At 70.3% G+C, this 18,717-nt stretch carries 16 protein-coding genes; all 16 read right to left on the bottom strand.

Annotation, left to right across the window (positions count from 1 at the left end; all coding sequences use genetic code 11):
- Window positions 1-343: 343 nt before the first annotated feature.
- Window positions 344-1,429 (bottom strand): DivIVA domain-containing protein, encoded by a 1,086-nt coding sequence (locus ACFYWY_RS02450; protein ID WP_389178365.1) that lies wholly within the window; start codon window positions 1,427-1,429, stop codon window positions 344-346.
- Window positions 1,430-1,483: 54 nt separating this feature from the next.
- Complete coding sequence (locus ACFYWY_RS02445) at window positions 1,484-1,774, bottom strand: YggT family protein (protein ID WP_389178362.1); 291 nt, start codon at window positions 1,772-1,774, stop codon at window positions 1,484-1,486.
- 90 nt (window positions 1,775-1,864) lie between these two features.
- Window positions 1,865-2,470 carry a cell division protein SepF gene (locus ACFYWY_RS02440; protein ID WP_389178359.1) on the bottom strand — a complete coding sequence of 202 codons (606 nt, stop codon included), beginning with the start codon at window positions 2,468-2,470 and terminating at the stop codon, window positions 1,865-1,867.
- A 124-nt stretch (window positions 2,471-2,594) separates the two neighbouring features.
- Window positions 2,595-3,314: a YggS family pyridoxal phosphate-dependent enzyme gene (locus ACFYWY_RS02435; protein WP_389178356.1), complete on the bottom strand. Its 720-nt coding sequence runs from the start codon at window positions 3,312-3,314 to the stop codon at window positions 2,595-2,597.
- Entirely contained in the window at window positions 3,311-4,096 is a 786-nt protein-coding gene (gene pgeF, locus ACFYWY_RS02430) for a peptidoglycan editing factor PgeF (protein ID WP_389178353.1), read from the bottom strand. Before pgeF ends, ACFYWY_RS02435 begins: the two co-directional genes overlap by 4 nt.
- Window positions 4,093-5,304 carry a cell division protein FtsZ gene (gene ftsZ / locus ACFYWY_RS02425; RefSeq protein WP_389178350.1) on the bottom strand — a complete coding sequence of 404 codons (1,212 nt, stop codon included), beginning with the start codon at window positions 5,302-5,304 and terminating at the stop codon, window positions 4,093-4,095. The genes pgeF and ftsZ overlap by 4 nt, the downstream gene beginning before the upstream one ends.
- Window positions 5,305-5,583: 279 nt before the next feature.
- Window positions 5,584-6,390 carry a cell division protein FtsQ/DivIB gene (locus tag ACFYWY_RS02420; protein WP_389178347.1) on the bottom strand — a complete coding sequence of 269 codons (807 nt, stop codon included), beginning with the start codon at window positions 6,388-6,390 and terminating at the stop codon, window positions 5,584-5,586.
- A gap of 15 nt (window positions 6,391-6,405) precedes the next feature.
- Complete coding sequence (gene murG / locus ACFYWY_RS02415) at window positions 6,406-7,500, bottom strand: undecaprenyldiphospho-muramoylpentapeptide beta-N-acetylglucosaminyltransferase (protein ID WP_389178344.1); 1,095 nt, start codon at window positions 7,498-7,500, stop codon at window positions 6,406-6,408.
- A gap of 6 nt (window positions 7,501-7,506) precedes the next feature.
- Window positions 7,507-8,826 carry a putative lipid II flippase FtsW gene (ftsW, locus tag ACFYWY_RS02410; protein ID WP_389178429.1) on the bottom strand — a complete coding sequence of 440 codons (1,320 nt, stop codon included), beginning with the start codon at window positions 8,824-8,826 and terminating at the stop codon, window positions 7,507-7,509.
- 321 nt (window positions 8,827-9,147) lie between these two features.
- A complete protein-coding gene (murD, locus tag ACFYWY_RS02405; RefSeq protein WP_389178341.1) occupies window positions 9,148-10,584 on the bottom strand; it encodes a UDP-N-acetylmuramoyl-L-alanine--D-glutamate ligase in 1,437 nt (478 codons plus the stop codon).
- Window positions 10,566-11,636 carry a phospho-N-acetylmuramoyl-pentapeptide-transferase gene (gene mraY / locus ACFYWY_RS02400; RefSeq protein WP_389178338.1) on the bottom strand — a complete coding sequence of 357 codons (1,071 nt, stop codon included), beginning with the start codon at window positions 11,634-11,636 and terminating at the stop codon, window positions 10,566-10,568. The genes murD and mraY overlap by 19 nt, the downstream gene beginning before the upstream one ends.
- The gene (gene murF / locus ACFYWY_RS02395; RefSeq protein WP_389178335.1) at window positions 11,633-13,027 is read right to left on the bottom strand and encodes a UDP-N-acetylmuramoyl-tripeptide--D-alanyl-D-alanine ligase; all 1,395 of its coding nucleotides are present in this window, start codon (window positions 13,025-13,027) and stop codon (window positions 11,633-11,635) included. Before murF ends, mraY begins: the two co-directional genes overlap by 4 nt.
- Window positions 13,027-14,727 (bottom strand): UDP-N-acetylmuramoyl-L-alanyl-D-glutamate--2,6-diaminopimelate ligase, encoded by a 1,701-nt coding sequence (locus tag ACFYWY_RS02390; RefSeq protein ID WP_389178332.1) that lies wholly within the window; start codon window positions 14,725-14,727, stop codon window positions 13,027-13,029. Before ACFYWY_RS02390 ends, murF begins: the two co-directional genes overlap by 1 nt.
- Window positions 14,728-14,743: 16 nt before the next feature.
- Window positions 14,744-16,675, bottom strand: a complete 1,932-nt coding sequence (locus tag ACFYWY_RS02385; protein ID WP_389178329.1) for a peptidoglycan D,D-transpeptidase FtsI family protein — start codon at window positions 16,673-16,675, stop codon at window positions 14,744-14,746.
- Window positions 16,676-16,679: 4 nt separating this feature from the next.
- Entirely contained in the window at window positions 16,680-17,330 is a 651-nt protein-coding gene (locus ACFYWY_RS02380) for a septum formation initiator family protein (RefSeq protein ID WP_389178326.1), read from the bottom strand.
- Between the two features lie 145 nt (window positions 17,331-17,475).
- Entirely contained in the window at window positions 17,476-18,429 is a 954-nt protein-coding gene (gene rsmH / locus ACFYWY_RS02375) for a 16S rRNA (cytosine(1402)-N(4))-methyltransferase RsmH (RefSeq protein WP_389178323.1), read from the bottom strand.
- Between the last annotated feature and the right edge of the window lie 288 nt (window positions 18,430-18,717).

Here is an 18,717-nt window from a genome sequence, read left to right as displayed (position 1 = left end):
GCCGGGGGGGGGGGGGGGGCGGGGGGGGGGGGGTTTGGGCCCCCCCCCCCCCCCCCCCCCCGGGGTGGGGGCCCCCCCCCCCCCCCCCCCCCCCCCCGCGGGGGGGGGGGGGGGGGGGGGGGGCCCCCCCCCCCCCCCCCCCTCCGGCGATTGAGGACACGCGCGAAGCGCGTACGGGGGTCTGGGGGCTTGCCCCCAGTTACGGGAAGGGGGGTGGGGAACAAGCCCGCCGCAGGCGCGCCACCCCCCACCCCCGCGCACAAAAAGGGCCGGGCCCGGGACAGATGTCCCGGGCCCGGCCCTCAGCCTGCCGACGGCTACGCGCGATACGCGCGACCCGCCGTCAGTTGTCGTCCTCGTCGATCAGGAACCCACGCATCGGCGACGGCGCCTGCTGCATCGGCTGCGGAGCCTGCGGCCGCACCGGTGCCATCGGCTGGGTCATCGCCGGCGACATCTGCTGCTGGCCGCCGTACGACGGCGCGCCGCCCATGGACGGGTTGCCACCCATCGGCTGCCCCATCGACTGGTTGCCGCCCATGGTGTGACCCATCGCACCCGCACCGGCCGGAGCCATCGACGGAGCCGACGGCAGCGAAGGCGCGGACGGGCTGCGCGGCGGGGCCAGCGAGTCGTCGGCCTGGGTCTCCAGCTGACGCAGCTGGCTCTCCAGGTACGACTTCAGCCGGGTGCGGTACTCGCGCTCGAAGCCTCGCAGGTCCTCGACCTTGCGCTCCAGCGTGGCACGCGCGGACTCCAGCGAGCCCATCGCGACGCGGTGCTTCTCCTGGGCGTCCCGCTCAAGAGCGTCCGCCTTGGCGCGGGCGTCGCGCTCCAGGCCCTCGGCGCGGCTGCGCGCCTCGCCGACGATCTTGTTGGCCTCGGAACGGGCCTCCGCGATCGCCTGGTCGGCGGTCTGCTGCGCCAGCGAGAGCACCCGCGCGGCGCTGTCGCCGCCGGGGCCCTGACCGGGCTGTCCCATCTGCGGACCGTGACCGCCCATGGGGCCGCCCATCGGGCCACCCATGGGACCGCCCTGCATCGGGCCGGGGCCGTGCGGGCCCTGCGGACCGCCATGGCTGGGACCGGCGGGCAGCTGCGGAGCACCACCGGGCAGCTGGGGCGGACCCATCTGCGGGGGCTGCTGCTGGACCGGCGGTCCGGATATGGCGGCGGGCACCGGAGCCCCCGGACCACGGCCGTCCTGCTGCTCCGGCGGCTTGCGCATGCCCTGCTGCTGCTGGTTCTGCGCGGCCGCACGCGTCGCCGCGGCCAGCTTGGCGCGCAGGTCCTCGTTCTCGCGGAGCAGGCGGGTCAGTTCGGACTCGACCTCGTCGAGGAAGGCATCGACCTCGTCCTCGTCATAGCCTTCTCGGAGGCGGACGGTCGTGAACTGCTTGTTCCGCACGTCCTCGGGGCTCAGCGGCATCTCTTCTTCACCTCTACGTAGTCGTCGGCAGTCGGCAAGACCGTATCGCTCACATCAGTTCCCCACGCTGTTCACGACAGAGATCAGGATGTAAACGATGATCATCAGAACGAAGAAGGACAGGTCGAGTGCCACGCCCCCGAGACGCAACGGCGGAATGAACCGCCGCAGAAGCTTGAGCGGTGGATCGGTGACAGTGTAGGTGGCCTCCAGAACGACCACCATCGCCTTGCCGGGTTGCCATGAGCGGGCGAACTGGAAGACGTAGTCCATGACCAGCCGGAAGATCAACACGACCAGGAAGCACATCAGCGCGATGTAGATCACATCCAAAGCGACGCCCATCCCGCGCTTCCCTCTCCCCTGGCTCTCGTGTCACCGGCCTCTCGGCCGGGTCACCGGCCTCTCGGCCGGGTCGTTCCGGTCTCGTATTTCTCAGCTCTGGTTGAAGAACCCGCCCTCTGCGATGCGGGCCTTGTCCTCCGCCGTGACATCGACGTTAGCAGGCGACAACAGGAACACCTTCTGCGTCACCCGCTCAATGCTGCCATGCAAACCGAAGACGAGTCCCGCGGCAAAGTCGACAAGTCGCTTCGCATCGGTGTCGTCCATCTCCGTGAGGTTCATGATCACCGGGGTGCCCTCGCGGAAGTGTTCCCCGATGGTACGGGCCTCGTTGTAGGTCCGCGGGTGCAGTGTGGTGATGCGGTAAGGCTCCCGCTCGGACACAACTTTGGGCATGATCACCGGTGCGTTCTTCTCCAGGCTCGGACGTTCAGGTGTGATGGATGCCACGGGGGCGATTCGTGCCGGACGTCCACTTTCAGCGGGAAGCGGAAGCGGCTCGCGCTGCGCGGGCGGCTGTACCACCCGCATCGGCTCCTCCCGCTCCACCTGGTGCGGGGGCTGGTGCCGCCGGTGGTCCCGCTCGGGCTCCGGCTCGGGTTCGAAATCGTCATCGGGATCGAAACCCCGGCCGTCGTATCCATCGTCCTCCACGAGGCCGAGGTAGACCGCCATCTTGCGCATCGCGCCGGCCATTCTCTGAGTCCTCCGCTCTGTGGTGGATCGGCATTCGTCACCAAGTGCCCGCGATCCACTCGGTCTGCCCGTATTTGACGGGAATGACCATATTTTCTGCTGTGGTCCGACTTGCTTGGCGACGTTACCCGAGCCGGGGTCGGACTCCGAGTACCGCAGTGCCGACGCGCACATGTGTCGCTCCGGCCGCCACCGCTTGTTCGAGGTCCGCACTCATCCCTGCTGACACCATGTTCGCAGCCGGATGCCCGGCGCGCAGGCTGGATGACAATTCCATCAGCCGCTCGAACGCCGCCTGTTGCCGTCCCGCATACGGTCCGGCGAGCGGCGCGACAGTCATCAGACCGTCCAGCCGCAGTCCCGGCGCTCCGTCGATCGCGACGGCCAACTCATCGATGCCGTCCGGTGCGACGCCTCCGCGCTCCCCCCGCTCGCCCGACTCCGCGTCCAGCGCCACCTGAATCAGGCAGCCCAGCTCGCGCTCGGCGCGAACCGCGGCGGCGGACAGCGAAGTGACGAGCTTGAGCCGGTCGACAGATTGCACGACATCGGCATAACTCGCCACGGAACGGACCTTGTTGGTCTGCAACTGCCCGACAAAGTGCCAGCGGAGGTCCAGATCCGAACAGGCTGCAGCTTTCGGCGCAGCGTCCTGATCACGGTTCTCGGCCACATGAAGCACACCGAGTTCATGGAGCAGTCGCACATCACTCGCCGGGTAGGTCTTGGTGACCACGACGAGGGTCACCTCTTCCCGCTTGCGGCTGGCGGCCGCGCAGGCGGAGGCGATACGTTCCTCCACTGCCGTCAGACTGTCGGCGAGTTCAGTTCTGCGGTCCGTCATGCTCGGGTCTCTCCTGCCGGGGGTCCGGGGGTCGTTCCCCGGGAAGGCACAGCCAGCCAGACATATCCGGCGAGCCGCCCCGTGGTGCGGTCGCGGCGGTACGAGTAGTGGTCCGGCGATTCCAGTGTGCACACCGGCGAACGCTGCCGGTCCCGTACCCCGAGCGCTTCGAGCTGGGCGTGGACTGCGGCGGTGACGTCGACGGCCGGGGTGCCCCAGCTGGTCTCGGACCAGGCCGCCGGTTCGGCCGCGGCCACTTCCGATCGCATCTGATCAGGGACTTCGTAGCAGCGTCCGCAGACGGCGGGTCCGGTACGGGCGATGATCCGGGCGGGCTCCGCGCCCAGCGACTTCATCGCCTCGACGGTCGCGGGCACGATCCCCGCGACCATTCCGGGACGGCCCGCGTGCGCGGCGGCCACCACGCCCGCGACCGGATCGGCCAGCAGTACGGGGGTGCAGTCCGCGGTCAGTACGGCGAGCGCGAGCCCCCGCCGCGCGGTGACCACACCGTCCACCGCCGGTACCGGCCCGTCGCCCCAGGGCCCGTCGACCTCGGCGACATCCTTGCCGTGGACCTGGTTCATCCACACGATCTCGTCCGGGTCGAGCCCCAGTTCCTTCGCCGCGATCGCGCGGTTGGTCAGCACCACCTCCCGGTTGTCGCCGACCGCTCCGCCGAGGTTGAGCTCCTCGTACGGAACGGCGCTCACCCCGCCCCACCGGTCGGTGAAGGCGAAGTGCGCGCCGCTCTCGTGTATCGCGTCGTGCTGCACTGTCACTTCAAGAAGTCCGGGACATCCAGCTCTTCTGCCTGGCTGTCCTGGTACGGACGAGCCGGCGGCACCCCGTGTCCGGAGGCCGGGGAGTTCAGATCGTTCGCAACCGGAACGGACTCGGCCGGGGCCGAGGGCTCTTCGCGGGTCGGCACCGTGCCGAGTCCGGACGAACGCGAGGGATCCGTGGAGCGGGACGCGGTGGACGGCGGGTCCTCGCGCTTGCTCGTACTGGAGCCCAGAACCGTCTCCCGGCGGGTCGGCGGCTGTCCGCCGTCGAAGCCGGCCGCGATGACCGTGACCCGTACCTCGTCGCCCAGGGCGTCGTCGATGACCGCGCCGAAGATGATGTTGGCCTCGGGGTGGGCGGCCTCGCTCACCAGCTGGGCCGCCTCGTTGATCTCGAAGAGACCGAGGTCCGAGCCGCCGGAGATGGAGAGCAGCACCCCGCGGGCGCCGTCGATGGAGGCCTCCAGCAGCGGCGAGGAGATCGCCATCTCGGCGGCGGCCACCGCGCGGTCGTCGCCGCGGGCCGAGCCGATGCCCATGAGCGCCGATCCCGCCTCGGACATCACGGACTTGACGTCTGCGAAGTCGAGGTTGATCAGGCCGGGGGTGGTGATCAGGTCGGTGATGCCCTGGACACCTGACAGGAGCACCTGGTCCGCGGACTTGAAGGCGTCCAGCACGCTCACCTGGCGGTCCGAGATGGACAGCAGGCGGTCGTTCGGGATCACGATGAGGGTGTCGACCTCTTCACGGAGCTCAGCGATGCCGTCCTCCGCCTGGTTGGCGCGGCGGCGGCCCTCGAAGGTGAACGGGCGGGTGACCACTCCGATCGTGAGGGCGCCCAGCGTGCGCGCGATGTTGGCGACGACGGGTGCGCCACCGGTTCCGGTGCCGCCGCCTTCGCCGGCGGTGACGAAGACCATGTCGGCCCCCTTGAGGACCTCCTCGATCTCCTCACGGTGGTCCTCTGCCGCCTTGCGACCGACTGCGGGGTTGGCTCCGGCCCCCAGGCCGCGGGTGAGTTCACGACCGACGTCGAGCTTGACGTCGGCGTCGCTCATCAACAGGGCTTGCGCATCAGTGTTGATCGCGATGAACTCGACGCCCTTGAGACCGACCTCGATCATTCGGTTGATGGCATTGACACCACCGCCGCCGACACCGATGACCTTGATGACTGCGAGGTAGTTCTGCGGTGCTGCCACGTCGAAGGCCTCTCGCCTCGAGTTACGTGTCGTCGCTTCGCGTTGGTTGCCGCGCCGCGACGACGGATGCCGATGGGACGGTCCGAAACGCCGACCCAAACCCTAACGTTGAAGTTTAGGGTTACCAGTGTGTCTGTTCGCTGGACTCTTCCGAACAGGACACTAAGTCGACAAGTGGCGCACGTTCAACGAACACGCCGAACCTCCCGTTTTTCTTTTCACCCTATGTGATCAGCCGTTGCGCTGACCAACCAGGGGGCTGGCCAGCACATTTGGACGTCAACTCCTCGATGCGGCAGGGGCGGTGGGCGCACTTACATCGAAGTGCCGGGCCTTCGGCGCGGCTTTCATCAGTGCGGTCAGAGCGCGCGCCTTCGCCTCGCCGTCCTCCGCGCTGCCCCAGACGACCGTGCGGTCCCGACTCAACTCCACGGTGATGTAGTCGTACGAGCGGACCGCGACGGCTCTTGTGTCCGCGACGACTTCTCCGGGGAGTTCGCCCCTGACACGTACCGCCTCGGCAAGGAGTCTGTCCGCGCCGAAACGGCGCAGACTCGGGGACTGATCCACTGTCAATTCGAGTAGCGGAACAGCCTTGGGGGCCTTGTCCACCGTGGCGAACCGGACGCCCTTCGCGTCCACTTCGATGAACTTTGCGCCCTTTTCGATGAGCAGCACGGGCTTTCGCTCAGTCACTTTGAGATCGATCCCGCGCGGCCATGACCGAACGACATCCACCGAGTCGATACGGGGCAGCTTATGCCTGAGACGGGCCTCAATGGCGTCCGTATCGACGGAAATCAGCGGCGCACCGACCGGAACAGCGGCCGCGGCCATCACTTCGCCCCGCGTCAGAACCTCGGTGCCCGATGTCGTGACACGTTCCGCACGCAGCCACGAGGAGCCGTAAAGCACCCAGATTCCGCCCGCGACGAGCAGGATCGCGGCGGCGACGATCAGCAGCGCGCGGCGGCCGGGGAGACGCAGCCGACGGGCCGGGGAGCCCTGGCGGGGAGGGCGGGCCGACCCCGCGCTCCCGCCAGGGGACTTGCTCGCCCCGCGTTCGGCGGTGGTCGGTCCGGCCACGCTCCCCTGCCCTTCTTACGCCTGGCGGCGTGCAGCGATCGCCTCGTACACCATGCCGACGAGCAGGTCGTCGGCGTCCCTGCGGCCGAACTCGGCGGCGGCACGGGACATCTCGTACAGCCGGTGCGGATCGGCGAGCACCGGAAGGACATTGCCCTGGACCCACGCGGGGGTCAGTTCGGCGTCGTCGACCAGCAGTCCGCCGCCGGCCTTCACCACCGGCTGGGCGTTCAACCGCTGTTCACCGTTGCCGATCGGCAGGGGTACGTAGGCGGCGGGGAGCCCGACGGCGGAGAGCTCGGCGACGGTCATCGCGCCCGCGCGGCAGAGCATCATGTCGGCCGCGGCGTACGCGAGATCCATCCGGTCCACGTACGGTACCGGGATGTAGGGCGGCATACCGGGCATGTTGTCCACGCGCGGCAGTTCGTTCTTCGGGCCGACCGCGTGCAGGATCTGGATGCCGGAGCGCTGAAGCACCGGCGCGATCTGCTGGATCACCTCGTTGAGGCGGCGGGCGCCCTGCGAGCCGCCGGAGACCAGCAGGGTGGGCAGGTTGGGGTCCAGACCGAAGGCGGCACGCGCCTCGGGGCGCACCCGTGCGCGGTCGAGGGTGGCGATGGTGTGGCGCAGCGGGATGCCGATGTAGCGGGAGTTGCGCAGCTTGCTGTCCGGCGTGGCGACGGCCACGCCCGCGGCGTACCGCGAGCCGATCTTGTTGGCCAGGCCGGGGCGCGCGTTGGCCTCGTGGACCACGATGGGCACCCCGAGCCGCTTGGCGGCCAGATAGCCGGGCAGCGCGACATAGCCGCCGAAGCCGACGACGCAGTCCGCCTTCGTACGCTCCAGGATCTGCTCGGCGGCCTTGATGGTGCCGCGCAGCCGTCCGGGGACGGTGATCAGCTCAGGGGTGGGTTTGCGCGGCAGCGGAACGGCGGGAATGAGCGCCAGCTCGTAGCCGCGCTCGGGCACGAGCCTGGTCTCGAGCCCCTTCTCCGTGCCCAGCGCCGTGATTCCCACGGCCGGGTCCTGCCTGCGCAGGGCGTCCGCGAGGGCGAGCGCGGGCTCGATGTGGCCGGCGGTCCCCCCACCGGCGAGTACGACATGCACCGAAATTCACCGCTCTCCGGACGGACGCTTCTTGACGCGCCGCCTCATCGTCTTCCATCTCACCCCGGGCCTCCGCATGGCCAGGGCCGCCTTCGCGGCGGGATCCTCTCGCGCGAAGGCGATCAGCAGCCCGACCGCGAACATGGTCGGCAGCAGGGCCGACCCTCCGTAGGAGAACAGCGGGAGCGGGACACCGGCAATCGGCAGCAGACCGAGCACCGCACCAATGTTGACCACGGCCTGGGCCGTGATCCAGGTGGTCACGCCTCCCGCGGCATACCTCACGAAGGGGTCCTCCGTGCGTCCGGCCACGCGGATACCCGCATAGCCTAGAGCCGCGAAGAGAGCGAGCACCGACAGCGTCCCCGCCAGCCCCAGCTCCTCCCCCGCGATGGCGAAGATGAAATCGGTGTGGGGTTCTGGGAGTTGACCCCATTTTTCCACACTTGCGCCGAGACCGGAACCGAACCATCCGCCGGAGGCAAGAGCATAGATGCCGTGGACGGCCTGCCAGCACTCGCCCTGGGGGCCGAGGTCGATCGCGCCGACGCAGAAGAGCCGGGACATCCGGTTCTCGTTCGTCTTGATGAGCATGACACCGACGAGAGCGGCGACCGCCAGCACCCCCGCGAAAAGCCGGGTCGGCGCTCCGGCCAGCCACAACAGTCCGAAGAGGATCGCGGTGAGGATGATCGCCGTACCCATGTCGCCGCCGAGCATGATCAGGCCGAGCAGCAGAAAGGCGACCGGGACGAGCGGCACCAGCATGTGCTTCCACTGGGTCAGCAGCCGTTTGTCCTGTTTGCGGGCGAGCAGATCGGCGCCCCACAGGATCAGCCCCAGCTTGCCGAACTCACTGGGCTGGAGCTGGAACGGTCCGCCGAGGTAGATCCAGTTCTGGTTGCCGTTGACCGCATGCCCTATCCCGGGGATCTGGACAAGCACCATCAGAAAGACGGTGCCCATCAGGAGCGGGTAGGCCAGCGCGCGGTGGAGCTTGGCCGGCATCCGGGACGCGAGCAGCAGCAGTCCGGTGCCGAGGACGGCGGCGAGGAACTGCTTGCGGAAGAAGTACGAGGCCGGGAGCGACAGCTCGAGCGCCTTGATCATCGAGGCGGAGTAGACCATCACCAGACCCAGCACGGTGATCAGCAGGCTGCTGCCGAGGATCAGGTAGTAGCCCGTCAGCGGGCGGTCCCAGGCCCGGCGGGCCTGCTCGTACAGCCTTCGTACGCCGCCGCCCCGGGGCCGCCGCGGATCGCTGGGCTCGCGGGCGCCACCGGCGGCGGGCGGCCGTCGCACGGTTCCCCCGGCCCGGCCGCGCAGCGCGAGCCCGGCGAGGGCCGTCGCCGGACCGGCGAGAGCGGGCCCCAGCCCGGCTGGGGCTCCTCCCCCTACGCCCCGAGGGGCGGGGCGGGACCCCCACCATTTTTCAGCCCGTCCGGCGATTGAGGACACTCCCCCTACGCCCTGGGGCCGTGGAAGGACCCCCAGCGGGAGTACCGCGGCGCCGAGGATCGGGCGGGCCGCGCTCCGGGCGGCGGCGGTGTCATCGGCCGACATGCTCGCTGTCCCCTCCAGTCGTGCCTGGTGCGGCCGCCGGAATCCCGGGCGGCCCCCGGGACGCACGGCACGGGGGCGGCCCGGTCAGGCGGGCTCGGCGGCGAGTGCGCGGACCGCGGCCGCGAACGCCTCGCCTCGCTTGTTGTAGTTGACGAACATGTCCATCGAGGCGCAGGCCGGAGCCAGCAGAACCGTGTCCCCCGGCCGGGCGAGCCGCGCTGCTTCCAGGACCGCCGCCGACATCGCCCCAGTGTCTGTCCGGTCGAGGTCGACGACAGGGACCTGAGGGGCGTGTCGCAGCAGGGCTTCGCGGATCAGTGCGCGGTCCGCGCCGATCAGTACGACACCGCGCAGGCGATTTGCCGACTTGTCGACGAGTTCGTCGAAAACCGCGCCCTTGGCCAGGCCGCCGGCGATCCACACGATGGGCTCGTAGGCCGCCAGGGACGCCTGGGCGGCATGGGTGTTGGTGGCCTTGGAGTCGTCGATGTACGCGACACCGGCGACGTCGGCAACCTTCTCGATGCGGTGCGGGTCGGGGCGGAAGGCGCGCAGTCCGTCGCGTACGGCTGCGGGCGGGACGCCGTACGCACGGGCCAGCGCCGCGGCCGCCAGCGCGTTGGCGATGTTGTGCGGGGCCGGCGGGTTGACGTCCGCGACCTCGGCGAGCTCCTGGGCCTGCTGCTGCCGGTTGTCCACGAAGGCGCGGTCGACCAGGATCCCCTCGACGACTCCGACCTGGGAGGGCCCCGGCGCGGCGAGGGTGAAGCCGATCGCCCGGCAGCCCTCCTCGACGTCCGCCTCGCGCACCAGGTCCTCGGTCGCCTTGTCGGCGGCGTTGTAGACGCAGGCGACGGTGTTGCCTGCGTAGATCCGGCCCTTGTCGGCGGTGTACGCCTCCATGGAGCCGTGCCAGTCGAGGTGGTCCGGCGCGATGTTGAGCACGGCGGCGGAGTGGGCGCGCAGCGAGGGCGCCCAGTGCAGCTGGTAGCTGGAGAGTTCGACGGCGAGTACGTCGTACTCCTCGTCGCCGAGGACCGCGTCGAGCAGCGAGACGCCGATGTTGCCGACGGCCGCTGTGCGCAGACCCGCGGCCTCGAGGATCGAGGCGAGCATCCGTACGGTCGTGGTCTTGCCGTTGGTGCCGGTGACCGCGAGCCAGGGCGCTGCTTTTCTGCCGTCCCGACCCCGCAGCCGCCACGCCAGTTCGACGTCGCCCCATACCGGGACGCCCGCCTCTGCGGCGGCCGCGAAGAGCGGCTTGTCCGGCTTCCAGCCGGGCGTGGTGACGATGAGTTCGGTCCCGGCGGGCAAGGTCGCACCGTCGCCGAGGCGGACGGTGATGCCCTCCGCCTCCAGTTCGGCCGCCTGCGCACGGGAGCGCTCGTCGTCCCCGTCGTTGACGACCGTGACGACGACGCCGAGGCCGTGCAGTACCCGGGCGGCGGGGATACCGCTCACGCCCAGGCCCGCGACCGTGACCTTCTTGCCCTGCCAGGTGCTCACTTTTCGGCTGCCCATCCCGCGTAGAAGAGGCCCAGACCCACGATGACGCACATGCCCTGGATGATCCAGAAGCGGACCACCACAAGGACTTCCGACCACCCCTTGAGTTCGAAGTGGTGCTGCAGCGGCGCCATCCGGAAGACCCGCTTGCCGGTCATCTTGAAGGAGCCGACCTGGATGACCACGGACATGGTGATCAGGACGAAGAGACCGCCGAGGAGGGCCAGCAGGAGTTCCGTACGGGAGCAGATCGCCAGACCCGCGAGCGCTCCGCCGAGTGCGAGCGACCCTGTGTCGCCCATGAAGATCTTGGCGGGCGAGGTGTTCCACCACAGAAAGCCGAAGCAGGAACCCATCAGGGCAGAGGCGACGACCGCGAGGTCGAGCGGATCGCGTACCTCGAAGCAGGCGTTGGGGTTGGTCAGCGTCACCGCGTTGGCGCAGGACTCCTGGAACTGCCACAGCCCGATGAAGGTGTAGGCGCCGAAGACCATCACCGACGCGCCGGTGGCCAGGCCGTCCAGACCGTCCGTCAGATTCACGCCGTTCGACATCGCGAGAATCATGAACAGCGCCCAGACGACGAACAGCACCGGGCCGATCGACCAGCCGAAGTCCGTGATGAAGGACAGCTTGGTGGAGGCGGGGGTCTGGTGACGACTGTCGGCGAACTGCAGTGACAGCACGGCGAAGGCGATGCCGACGATCAGCTGCCCGGCCATTTTGGCCTTGGCCCGCAGACCGAGCGAGCGCTGCTTGACGATCTTGATGTAGTCGTCCAGGAAGCCGACCAGGCCCATGCCCGCCATCAGGAAGAGCACCAGCACACCCGAGAACGTCGGGTCCTCGCCGGTGATCACCTTGGCGAGGGCGTACGCGATCAGCGTGGCCAGGATGAAGGAGATGCCGCCCATGGTGGGCGTGCCCTGCTTGCTGCCGTGGCTGCGCGGGCCGTCGTCCCGGATGAACTGCCCGTATCCCTTGCGGGCCAGGAGTTTGATCAGCAGCGGGGTGCCGACCAGGGTCAGGAAGAGCCCAATGGCTCCCGCGAAGAGGATCTGCCTCATCGGACGGCACCCTCACCCTCGAGAAGCGCCTGTGCAACCCGCTCCAGACCGACCGATCTGGAAGCCTTCACCAGCACGACGTCTCCCGGACGCAGCTCACTGCGCAACAGGTCGACCGCCGCCTGCGCGTCGGACACGTGCACCGACTCCTCACCCCACGAACCCTCGTTATATGCGCCCAGTTGCAACCAGGACGCTTCCCTGCCCCCGACTGCGACGAGCTTGCTGACGTTGAGCCGGACGGCAAGCCGTCCGACCGCGTCGTGCTCGGCGAGCGCTTCGTCGCCGAGCTCGGCCATCTGGCCGAGCACCGCCCACGTACGGCGCCCTTTGCCCATGGCCGCGAGCGCACGAAGGGCGGCTCGCATGGACTCGGGGTTCGCGTTGTAGGCGTCATTGACGATCGTCACGCCGTCCGGACGCTCGGTGACCTCCATGCGCCAGCGGGAGAGGGTGCCCGCCTCGGAGAGCGCGAGGGCGATCTCGTCGACGGACATGCCCAGCTCATGGGCGACGGCGGCCGCGGCGAGCGCGTTCGACACGTGGTGCTCACCGTACAGCCGCATGGTCACGTCACTGCACCCGGTGGGGGTTTGGAGCGTGAAGGCGGGCTGTCCTAGTCGGGTGAGCCGGACATTCTCGGCGCGTACGTCGGCGTCCGGGGCCTCTCCGAAGAGGACGACCCGGGCTTTGGTACGGGTCGCCATGGCGCGTACGAGAGGGTCGTCGGCGTTGAGGACGGCCACGCCGTCCTTCGGCAGACACTCGACGATCTCGCCTTTGGCCTCGGCGATCTGCTCGCGGCCGCCGAACTCGCCGATGTGGGCGCTGCCGACGTTCAGTACGAGGCCGACCTTCGGCGGTACGAGTCCGGTGAGGTAGCGGATGTCGCCGATGTACCGGGCGCCCATTTCCAGGACGAGGTGCTCGGTGTCCTCTGCGGCCCGCAGCGCGGTCAGCGGCAGGCCGATCTCGTTGTTCAGATTGCCCGCGGGGTAGACCGTGGGGCCCTTGCGCTCCAGGACCTGGGCGAGGAGGTCCTTGGTGCTGGTCTTGCCCGAGGAGCCGGTGAGCGCGATGGCTGTGGTGCCGAGGCGCTCGACGACGGAGCCCGCGAGGGCGCCGAGCGCGACGGTGACGTCGGGCACGACGATCGCGGGTACGCCGACGGGGCGGGTGGCCAGCACCGCTGCCGCACCCGCCGCGACGGCGCGCTCGGCGTAGTCGTGTCCGTCTACGTGCTCGCCGGCGAAGGCGGCGAAGAGACTGCCGGGCCGCACCGCGCGGGAGTCGATGACGACGGGGCCGGTGACCCGCACGGCCGGATCCGGTATGTCGTACGACTGCCCGCCGACGATTTCGGCGATCTCGGCGAGGGAGAGGGCGATCACTACTTCATCCCACTGTCTTTATGGATTGCAGCGTTCTCGATGGCGGCGCGCAGGACCTGGCGGTCGTCGAAGGGGCGGACCACGCCGGCGATGTCCTGGCCCTGCTCATGGCCCTTGCCGGCGATCAGCACGGTGTCGCCAGGCTGGGCGCGGGCGACGGCCGCCGCGATGGCCGCGGCCCGGTCGGCTTCTACCAGGACGTCGCCGCGCTCGTGGATCGGCACCTCTGCGGCGCCGGCGAGCATCGCGGCGAGGATCGCGAGGGGGTCCTCGGAGCGGGGGTTGTCGGAGGTCAGTACGGCGGTGTCGGCGAGGCGGGCGGCGGCCGCGCCCATCGAGCCGCGCTTGGTCACATCCCGGTCGCCGCCGCAGCCGAGGACGATGTGCACCTTGCCCTCTGTGACCTTGCGCAGGGAGCGCAGGACCGATTCGACGGCGTCCGTCTTGTGGGCGTAGTCGACGACGGCGAGATACGGCTGGCCCGCGTCCACGCGCTCCAGGCGGCCCGGTACGCCCGGGACGGCGGCGATGCCGTCAGCGGCGGTCTGCGGGTCGATCCCGGCGACGGCGAGGGTGACGATGGCGGCCAGGGTGTTGGCGACGTTGAACGGGCCGGGCAGCGGGGCCCCGGCGCGGATCCGCTCGCCGCCCGGGCCGACCGCGGTGAAAACCGAGCCGACTGCGCTGATCTCAACGTTCTCGGCCCGCCAGTCGGCGTCCGGGTGGCCCTCTGCGGAGAAGCTGGTGACCGGGACGGACGCCTCCTTGAGGAGCCTGCGGCCGTACTCGTCGTCGAAGTTGACGACCCCGAGCTTGCTGCGCTTCGGCGTGAACAGCTGGGCCTTCGCCTGGAAGTAGTCCTCCATGTCGGAGTGGAATTCCATGTGCTCGGGGCTGAGGTTGTTGAAGACGGCGACGTCGAAGACGCAGCCGTCGACCCGGCCCAGCACGAGGGCGTGGCTGGAGACCTCCATGGCGACCGCCTCGACGCCGCGCTCGCGCATGACGGCGAACAGGGCCTGGAGGTCGGTGGCTTCTGGGGTGGTGCGCTCGGACTTGATGCGCTCGTCGCCGATCCGCATCTCGACCGTGCCGATCAGCCCGGTGCTGCGGCCCGCCGCCTTCAGCCCGCCTTCGACGAGATACGCCGACGTGGTCTTGCCGGAGGTGCCGGTGATGCCGATCTGGAGCAGCGCCTCGCCGGGCTGTCCGTAGATCTCGGCGGCGAGCTCGCCCATGCGGCCCCGCGGGTTCTCGGTGACCAGGACCGGCAGACCGGTCGCCGCGGCGCGCTCGGCGCCTGTCGGGTCGGTGAGGATCGCGGCCGCTCCGAGGTCCGCGGCCTGCGCCACGAAGTCGGCGCCGTGGAGGCGGGCGCCGGGCAGGGCGGCGTACACGTCACCGGGGCGTACCGCCCGCGAGTCGTGGGTGATGCCGGTGACCTCACCGGGGACCCCGTCGGGACTGGGAGCCTTCGCACCCAGCCGGGCGGCCAGCTCCCCAAGTGGCGTCGGCCGGGGCCGGTCCGGACGGGGCGCACCCGGCTGCTTCGCGGGGGCGTCCTGCTGGGCGGTTCGGTACTGATCAGCATGTGACACGGCGGTGAGCGTACCGGGCGCACCCTGCCCGGGGCGAAGTGAGGGGCCCGGGGCAGTGCCGTGGACCGGGCGGTTCCCGGAATCGGAGGTGATCGTTGTCACTGGTGGTTCCTCGGGGTCACTGACCGGGTTTGAAGGTGACGGGCAGCCGGACGGGGTCTGCGCCGGTCGGGGCGGCCTGGACGGTCTTCAGAGCGAACTCCATGACCTTCCGGTAGATCGGCCCGCAGATCTGGCCGCCGAAGTAGCTGCCCTTGGTGGGGTTCTGGATGGCGCAGTAGACGGTGATCTGTGGCTTGTCGGCGGGCGCGAAGCCTGCGAAGGAGGCGGTGTAGCCCTTGTAGCGGCCCAGTTCCGGGTCGACGCGGTTGGCCGTGCCGGTCTTGCCCGCGACGCGGTAGCCGGGGATACGGGCCTTGGTGCCGGTGCCCTCTTGGTCGTCGACGACCGACTCCAGCATGGTGGCAAGCGTCCTGGCGGTCTCCTTGCTGACGACGCGCGTTTTCTCGGGGGCGGGCGCGGGGGTGAAGCGGCCGTCGGGCCCCTTGGTGCCGCGGATCAGGGTGGGCTCGATGCGTACGCCGCCGTTGGCGATCGTCGAGTAGACAGAGGCCGCCTGCATGGCGTTGAGGGAGAGGCCCTGGCCGAAGGGGATCGTGTACTGCTGCGAGGTGGACCAGTCCTGCGGATTGGCGAGGATGCCGGGCGTCTCGCCCGGATAGCCGATGCCGGTCGGTCTGCCGATGCCGAACTTGCGCAGGTAGGAGTGGAGCACCGCGTTGGCCTCGCGCTGCGTCTCGCCGAGCTGGCCGGTCGCCAGGATGGTGCCGATGTTGCTGGACTTGGCCAGTACGCCGTTGAGCGTGAGGTACCAGGTGGGGTGGTCGATGTCGTCCTTGAAGAGCCGGTCGCCGCGGTGCAGCCGGTTGGGGACGACGACGTGCGTACCGGGCGTGGCGGCCTTCTCCTCCAGCACGGCGGCCATCGACATCACCTTCGCGGTGGAGCCCGGTTCGTAGGCGTCCTGGAGTGCGGCGTTGCCCATGGCGGCCGAGTTGGCCTGGGTGATGTCGTTGGGGTCGAAGCCGGGCGCGTTGGCCATGGCGAGGACCTCGCCGGTCTGGGTGTTCTGCACTATCACGTAGCCGCGATCGGCCTTGGACTTCCTCACCTGGGCGCTGATGGCCTCCTGGGCCGCCCACTGGATGTCCCGGTCGATGGTCAGCTCGATGTCGGAGCCGGGGACGGCGGGGACCTCGCGGGAGCCCGCGGTGGGGACCCGGCGGCCGCCGGCCTGTGCGTAGGTGATCTGCCCGTCCTGGCCTGCGAGGGCCTTGTCGAGCATGGACTCCACGCCGCCGCCTCCGCGGCCGTCGGCGTTGACGAAGCCCAGTATCCCGGCGGCGAGATCGCCGTTGGGGTAGACGCGTTTGCTGCTCGGCTCCTGGAAGACGCCGAGCAGCGCATTGGCGCCGGGGCCGCCCTTGCGCTTGTCGGCCGCGGCCTTCTCGGCGAAGACGCCCTTGAGGTCCTTGATCTGGTTCCACACCTGCGGGGTCTGGCGGCGGGCCAGCACGGTGTAGCGGGACCCCGGGGTCTTGAGCTTCTTGGCGAGTTCGGCGGTGTCCTTGCCGAGAATCGGGGCGAGGAGCGCGGCCGCCTGTTCCGGTGCGTCGGGGGCCTTGCTCTCCTTCGGCGTGAACAGCGCCGGGTCGGCGGTGATGTCGTATGCGTCGACGCTGGTGGCCAGTGCGATGCCGGCCCGGTCGGTGATCTCGCCGCGCTCCGCGGTGAGCTTGTGGCTGAGGTAGCGATTCTTCTCCGCCTTGGCGGCGTACGCGCTCGCGTCGACGGCCTGTACCTGGAGGAGGCGTACGACGAAGGCCAGCATCACCAGGGTCAGGCCGAGGCTGACCAGACGCAGCCGGGGGCGGGGGCTGCCGAGCCTGATGGTGCGCGGGCCGGAGCGCGGGCGGCGGGGCGCGGGGCGGGCGGGCGAGCGCCGGGCGGGTCCTGGCACCCGGCGGCGCGGAGGTTGCTTGGGGGGCACTGCGTCACCTGCCGGGGGTCGTCGGGTTCGGCTTCGCGGGCGGGCTCGACGGCTCGGCCGCCGCGGTGGGCGCGGCCGGCGCGGGCTGACCGGCGGGCGCTGACTGCTGTGACTGCGGCGCGGCGGACGGCGGGGGGGCCGGAGGCGGGGTGGCCGGAGACGAGTCGGCCGACGGCATGGCGGCCGGGGTCGACGGGGTTGCGGCGAGGGCCTGCGTCGGCGAGGGCGAGGGGGCCGGGGTTGCCGGGTCCGGGACATCCAGGGGTGAGGGGACCGGGATCGGCTGTCCGGTGGCCCGGCGGGGCACGCCGCGGACCGTGCCGTCCGGGTCGAGGAAGGCGGGGCTGCCGCCGGGCACCATGCCGAGCTCGCGGGCCCGCCGCTCCAGTGCGTCGGGGGCGGAGAAGCCGTCCACGTCCCGTTGCAGCTCCTGCTGCTCGTCGGTGAGTTCGGTGGTCTTCCGCTTGAGCTCACTCAGCTTGAACGAACCCTGGTTGAGCGCGGAGTTCAGCAGCAGGAGCGTGATCAGCCCGCCGCCGAGGAGCACCACGACCAGCAGGACGAAGGGGGTGCGGGCTGCGCTGCTCGGCCTCGACGGCATCAGCCCGGCGAGCCGCGCGGCTCGCCCCTTCAGCTGCTTGGCCGCTGTGCTCACCTGTTCTCCCCGCTCTCCCCCGGAGCTGACGCCCGGGTGGGGGTGCCCCCGGAGCGGCCGGGGGAAGTACCCCCGTCTGTGCCCGCGCGGCGCGGAGGTGCGGCCATCGCCGTCGGCGGCGGCCCGGCTGCCGCGCGTGCGTCGCTCACACGTCCTCCCGGATGCGCTGCGCTCCCCTGAGCCGCGCCGGCGCCGCGCGGCGGTTCTGGGCGACCTCTTCCTCGGTCGGCAGCTCGGCGCCGCGGGTCAGCAGTTTGAGCCGCGGCTGGTACTCCTCGGGGACGACCGGCAGGCCGGGCGGCGCCGTGTTGGCCGCGCCGGCCGCGAAGACCTGCTTGACGAGCCGGTCCTCGAGGGAGTGGTACGACAGGACGGCGATGCGGCCGCCGACGGCGAGCGCGCCGACCGCGGCCGGGATGGCGTGCTCCAGGACGGTCAGCTCGCCGTTGACCTCGATGCGCAGCGCCTGGAAGGTGCGCTTGGCGGGGTTGCCACCGGTCCGCTTGGCGGCCTGCGGCAGGGCGTTGCGGATCAGCTCGACGAGCCTGGCGCTGTTGCTGAAGGGTTCCTTCTCCCGCTCCCGTACGACCGCGGAGACGATCCGCTTGGCCTGCTTCTCCTCGCCGTACATGCGCAGGATCCGGACCAGCTCACCGGGCGGGTAGGTGTTGAGGACCTCGGCCGCGCTGACGCCGGTCGTCTGGTCCATGCGCATGTCGAGCGGTGCGTCCTGGGCGTACGCGAATCCGCGGTCCGCCTCGTCGAGCTGCATGGAGGAGACGCCGAGGTCGAACAGGATGCCCTGGACGCGGGGGATCTTCAGTCGTTCGAGGACCTGGGGGAGCTCGTCGTAGACGGCGTGCACCAGGGTGGCCCGGTCGCCGAAGGGGGCGAGCCGTTCGCCGGAGAGCCGCAGCGCCTCCTTGTCCCGGTCGAGTGCGACCAGTCGTACCTCGGGGAACTGCGTGAGCAGGGCCTCGCTGTGTCCACCGAGGCCCAGGGTGCAGTCGACGACCACCGCGCCCGGCCGGTCCAGCGCCGGGGCCAACAGGTCCAGGCACCGCTGGAGCATCACCGGGACGTGTCGGGTCTGGCTCATGCGCGCCCCTCGCAGGGCTCGGGCCGACATTCGCCAGGCGCACGGCTTCTGATGATTCGCTCGCTGCGCTCGCTCATGCGCCCTCTCAGGTCCGGCGCGGGGGTACGTACTGCCGGGTCCCCGCCCGCACGTACGCCGCACACGCGGGGGAAACATCGAAAATTACAAGATGTGCTGGAAGTGTCCGTGAACTGCGCGTCACTTTAGTCCACGCGTCCTGCCGGTCAATCAACCGGCTGGCGCGTCGCGCGGGGGGCACGGGACGGGCCGGGGGAGCGGACACTTCAC

Source organism: Streptomyces sp. NPDC002870, from assembly GCF_042888505.1.
In the GTDB taxonomy this organism is placed as follows: Bacteria; Actinomycetota; Actinomycetes; order Streptomycetales; family Streptomycetaceae; genus Streptomyces.
This window is presented reverse-complemented; position numbering and strand designations above follow the sequence as displayed.

What these genes read in the sequence shown, in the direction of transcription:
- ACFYWY_RS02450 (WP_389178365.1), bottom strand. Translation starts at nt 1,429, where the DNA reads ATGCCGCTGAGCCCCGAGGACGTGCGGAACAAGCAGTTCACGACCGTC.
- ACFYWY_RS02445 (WP_389178362.1), bottom strand. Translation starts at nt 1,774, where the DNA reads ATGGGCGTCGCTTTGGATGTGATCTACATCGCGCTGATGTGCTTCCTG.
- ACFYWY_RS02440 (WP_389178359.1), bottom strand. Translation starts at nt 2,470, where the DNA reads ATGGCCGGCGCGATGCGCAAGATGGCGGTCTACCTCGGCCTCGTGGAG.
- ACFYWY_RS02435 (WP_389178356.1), bottom strand. Translation starts at nt 3,314, where the DNA reads ATGACGGACCGCAGAACTGAACTCGCCGACAGTCTGACGGCAGTGGAG.
- murD (WP_389178341.1), bottom strand. Translation starts at nt 10,584, where the DNA reads ATGGGCAGCCGAAAAGTGAGCACCTGGCAGGGCAAGAAGGTCACGGTC.
- mraY (WP_389178338.1), bottom strand. Translation starts at nt 11,636, where the DNA reads ATGAGGCAGATCCTCTTCGCGGGAGCCATTGGGCTCTTCCTGACCCTG.
- rsmH (WP_389178323.1), bottom strand. Translation starts at nt 18,429, where the DNA reads ATGAGCCAGACCCGACACGTCCCGGTGATGCTCCAGCGGTGCCTGGAC.